Source organism: Coleofasciculus sp. G2-EDA-02 (assembly GCF_040226375.1).
Classification (GTDB): Bacteria; Cyanobacteriota; Cyanobacteriia; order Cyanobacteriales; family Coleofasciculaceae; genus Coleofasciculus.
The window spans coordinates 1-4,097 of the sequence record NZ_JAVKEW010000125.1; the positions used below are offsets into that span (position 1 = coordinate 1).

General features: G+C 46.8%; 4 protein-coding genes and 2 pseudogenes. 3 read left to right on the top strand and 3 right to left on the bottom strand.

The features are described 5' to 3' along the window. Positions 1 to 624: pseudogene (locus tag RLO19_RS14220) on the bottom strand (photosystem II D2 protein (photosystem q(a) protein)); the annotation flags it as partial. A 382-nt stretch (positions 625 to 1,006) separates the two neighbouring features. On the opposite strand from RLO19_RS14220, the gene RLO19_RS14225 reads away from it, so the two are divergent. Then, the gene (locus tag RLO19_RS14225) at positions 1,007 to 1,573 is read left to right on the top strand and encodes a photosystem I assembly protein Ycf4 (protein WP_446357350.1); all 567 of its coding nucleotides are present in this window, start codon (positions 1,007 to 1,009) and stop codon (positions 1,571 to 1,573) included. Positions 1,574 to 1,592: 19 nt separating this feature from the next. Beyond that, a pseudogene (locus tag RLO19_RS14230) lies at positions 1,593 to 1,712 on the top strand (RNA-guided endonuclease InsQ/TnpB family protein); the annotation flags it as partial. A gap of 61 nt (positions 1,713 to 1,773) precedes the next feature. Here RLO19_RS14230 and RLO19_RS14235 read toward each other — a convergent pair. Continuing rightward, on the bottom strand, positions 1,774 to 2,109 hold the full coding sequence (locus tag RLO19_RS14235; RefSeq protein ID WP_446357352.1) for a zinc ribbon domain-containing protein: 336 nt from the start codon (positions 2,107 to 2,109) through the stop codon (positions 1,774 to 1,776). A 40-nt stretch (positions 2,110 to 2,149) separates the two neighbouring features. Then, a complete protein-coding gene (locus tag RLO19_RS14240) occupies positions 2,150 to 2,770 on the bottom strand; it encodes a hypothetical protein (RefSeq protein WP_446357354.1) in 621 nt (206 codons plus the stop codon). A 270-nt stretch (positions 2,771 to 3,040) separates the two neighbouring features. Between RLO19_RS14240 and RLO19_RS14245 the strand changes: the two genes are divergently transcribed. Next, on the top strand, positions 3,041 to 3,826 hold the full coding sequence (locus RLO19_RS14245; protein ID WP_446357356.1) for a peptidylprolyl isomerase: 786 nt from the start codon (positions 3,041 to 3,043) through the stop codon (positions 3,824 to 3,826). Positions 3,827 to 4,097: the final 271 nt, after the last annotated feature.

Sequence of the window (4,097 nt, forward strand, 5' to 3'; positions counted from 1 at the left end):
AGCTCCACCTAAGATACCCGCCACTCCCATCATGTGGAAGGGGTTGAGTGTCCAGTTGTGGAACCCTTGGAAGAATAGCAAAAAGCGGAAGATTCCGGCTACGCCAAAGCTGGGAGCAAAGAACCAAGAGGATTGCCCCAAGGGATAGATCAAGAATACGCTGACAAATACCGCGATAGGTCCACTAAAGGCAATGGCGTTGTAGGGTCGAATTCCGACCACGCGGGAAATTTCAAATTGCCGCAGCATAAAGCCAATTAAGCCAAAGGCACCATGCAGGGCGGTAAATGACCAAAGCCCACCGATTTGACACCAACGGGTGAAGTCGCCTTGGGCTTCAGGTCCCCACAATAGCAGTAAGGAATGACCAAAGGTATCGGCGGGGGTGGAAACCGCAACGGTGAGGAAGTTACAGCCTTCCAAGTAGGAAGAAGCTAAACCGTGGGTATACCAAGATGTGACAAAGGTTGTACCGGTTAGCCAAGCCCCAACAGCCAAGTAGGCGCAGGGGAGCAGGAGTAGACCTGACCAACCGATGAATACAAAGCGATCGCGCTTGAGCCAGTCATCAAGTGCGTCAAACCATCCTCTTTGGCTGGGAGCGCGTCCGACAGCTATAGTCATCGTTTCAAATCCTCTTACATTTAGGGTTTACAAGGATTTTTCCCTTGACAGTTCCACAGCGATAGACTGGGAATTTGTGAGAAAGTCAGTCGGCATGACTAACTTTGCCTGAATACAGGGTGTGCCAAGCACCCTAGCTTTACCAGCTCACCATTGAACTGGCGTGGACTTAATTTTTCTTAAACTACCATATTTTTACACGATTCATCTATTTTCGCTAGGGATAATCGGGGATTCAATGTTTCCATACCACAATAGTAGCGGGACAAAAATTTACAAATTGATACATCTGACTCAGAATTGCCACCGCTCAGCACAGGAGTCACTAAAAATGGCATAGTAATAGGCGAAGCGTATTTACGCCCATTCTGAAGGAGTTTCTATGACAGTCACCCCAACCCAACAAGAGAACCTTGTACTGCGTCAATCTGTTTTAGGTTCTCGGCGGTTGAGCAACTACTGGTGGGCGGTGGTTGCCTCCCTCGGCGGTACAGGATTTCTTTTAGCCGGACTTTCCAGTTATTTTCAGCTCGATCTCCTGCCCGTAGGTGATACCAGAGGTTTACAGTTTATCCCTCAAGGGATTGCCATGGCCTTCTATGGTATTGCCGGTTTGCTCTTGGGACTCTACCTATGGCTAGTGATCTTGTGGGATGTTGGCGGCGGATACAATGAGTTCAACAAGGACACCGGGATGGTTAAAGTTTTTCGCTGGGGCTTTCCCGGCAAAAACCGCCAGGTAGAGTTTAGCTGCCGCCTTGAGGATGTGCAATCAATCAAAGTTGAGATCAGAGAAGGGCTTAATCCCAGCCGCACTCTCTACCTGCGCGTAAAAGATCGCCGGGATGTTCCACTCACTCGTGTGGGACAGCCTTTGCCCCTATCGGAACTGGAAAACCAAGGTGCAGAACTCGCTCGTTTCCTCGCTGTCCCCCTAGAAGGACTGTAAGCTTTATCTATCAAAGATAATAGCTAACATCCGATCCGACACATTGCATAAACTCATCACCTATTTAGCCAAAAACCACAGCCGAATAGGGATAGAGAACCTAAATGTGTCTGGCATGATGGCTAATCACAAGGAAGCGTCTGATGCGTCAAAATGATTAAGTAGCGCAAGCTACAAGAAGGTAGGGTTAATAAATATGGTTATCCAAAACTTTGACATTTTGAACTTAAGTAGGAACGGAGACCATAAACTCCCGCCACGCCTAAAAGCTCCAAGTTGTGTGCCGCATTGTGGTCAGCATGGGCAAGGTAGCCACAATGAACACACTTAAACGAGTCACCTTTTCGGTTTCGTCTGTCCCATCTGTTGCAGCTTGAACAGAACTGTGAAGTCTTGAAGGGGTCTTTCACCACTATCTGAATCCCCTCCTCCTGACACTTTCTATCCAAAAACTGCACCAAAGTCCGATAAAGCCAATGAGACAGCCGCCTGTTAAACAGGCGAGAGAACGTCCCTCGTTTTCCCTGTTTAACCAACTTTAAGTCCTCAATACTGAGAACTTTTATCTCAGACCAATCAACTTGCTTGACTAGCCTGACCCAACCGAGATTTTATTTCGGCGTGGGTATGCTTTTGACGCTTTTTAAACTCTTGAATCCGTTGATAAATACTTTGTCCAACTACCTGGGAGTCACTGAAGACGACGCCGTTTTTGTAGTTGGAATCCATCCCCACTACCTGACCTGATGTTTTCAAGGGAGGTCTATCTTTCTCAAAGATAAAATCAATCCACAATCGCCCTTTCTTCAACCCCATGCGAATCGTTTTAGATAGTTGCCATCCCTGAGCTAACCGTTGATTGATTACTGAGGTGGACTTGAGCGGGATAACTAACTTGGGCGATCCCGATCCGATCAGTTTGACACACCAATCAAAGCCCTTTTTTTTAAAGGGAGAGATGGTGACGAAGTGGTAAAATAAGGTAACTGTGTGCCGTTTAAGTTGAGGTTTCCGTTTTCTATCTTTCTTGTGAACAGAAGAAACACACTCACTTGCTTGTTTGGCAAGGGCTTGCCCCAAACGGGTTGTGATGCCAAACTTTTTCTTGGCGGGCGTGAACTGTTGGCAGGTCAGCCAGTTTCCCCGAAAAATCTTTTCGCTGCCAAAACAGGTCAACAAAGTACTGCATGACATCATGGCATTGAGCCAAAAATTCGCGCACAATTATAAACTTACCCACATTCAAATCATTCAGGTAAACCCTAGCTGTGCGTTTCATCAAATTTTTGTTTCTTTTCGATGCCACCATTGAGTTGTTATTTATAGGTAGTGGTCTTTGTACACCTGATGGAGAGATTGTTCAAGGGTTCACCCCCCAAGAGTCCCTGCGGTTATTTTATGTCGTTTTGGCTTGACCCTAAATAAAATAATAGCAAACAAAGTCAAACTATTGGAGAATTATTTACAATGCAAGTAATCGTCCGGCGCTGGTTCCTCGTTGTGGTAATGATTATTGCCGTAAATCTTGGAGCTTGTAGTACTTCAAATGGGGCATCCCAAAACAGGACGGATTCCTCAACAGCAGGAACAAATGGGACGGCGGTAGCTCAGGTCACTAATCCTCAAATTAACAACTTACCCAAATTAGAGGGAAAAGCAACCGTCGTTTTAACTGTTAAAGATTCTCCGATTACCATTGAGGTTGATGGCACAAATGCCCCGATTACAGCCGGGAATTTTGTCGATTTGGTAGATCGGGGTTTTTATGATGGCTTAGTGTTTCATCGAGTGGTGCGTGAACCTCAACCCTTTGTGGTTCAGGGAGGCGATCCCCAAGGCAAAGACCCCAATGTTCCAGTAGAGCGTCTGGGAACCGGGAGTTTTATCGACCCGAAAACTGAGCAGCCTCGTTACATTCCTTTAGAAATCAAGCCAAAGGATGCTCAAGATCCCATCTATAGCAAAACCTTTGAGCAAGCAGGCATGATTTCTGTTGATCCGCAGTTACGTCATACTCGTGGTGCTGTGGCGATGGCACGTTCATCGATGCCAGACTCAGCGTCGTCCCAGTTTTATATCGCGCTGGCGGATCTGCCTTTTTTGGATGGAAATTATGCAGTGTTCGGCTATGTTAAAAATGGTATGGATGTTGTAGAGACCATCCAAGTTGGCGATCGCATCGAGTCAGCCGAAGTCACCCAAGGGCTGGAAAACCTGAAACGACCTGAGTCTGAGACAAAAGAATCTCCTTAGTACACCAGGCTGGGCAAGGGAAGCACAGGTGTAGGGGCGGGTTTTACAGATAACGTTTTGGAGAAAACCAATAACTTAACTCGCGCCCGCCCTTCTAGAGCGTCGGTTCAGTCACCGCAGGAAGTGAAGGTTGACACTCCCCGTCCTATAAGTACGGGGATTCTTAGTTCCGCGACACACCTTACAGCTATCTATCCTTGCGGCAATACTTAAACCAAATACCCGTAGAAAACTACCAAGTATTGAGCCTAACTTAGATAACCCCAGAGGG

Excerpts from the sequence above, each read along its gene's own strand:
- RLO19_RS14225 (WP_446357350.1), top strand. The coding sequence starts at position 1,007 with ATGACAGTCACCCCAACCCAACAAGAGAACCTTGTACTGCGTCAATCT.
- RLO19_RS14240 (WP_446357354.1), bottom strand. The coding sequence starts at position 2,770 with ATGATGTCATGCAGTACTTTGTTGACCTGTTTTGGCAGCGAAAAGATT.
- RLO19_RS14245 (WP_446357356.1), top strand. The coding sequence starts at position 3,041 with ATGCAAGTAATCGTCCGGCGCTGGTTCCTCGTTGTGGTAATGATTATT.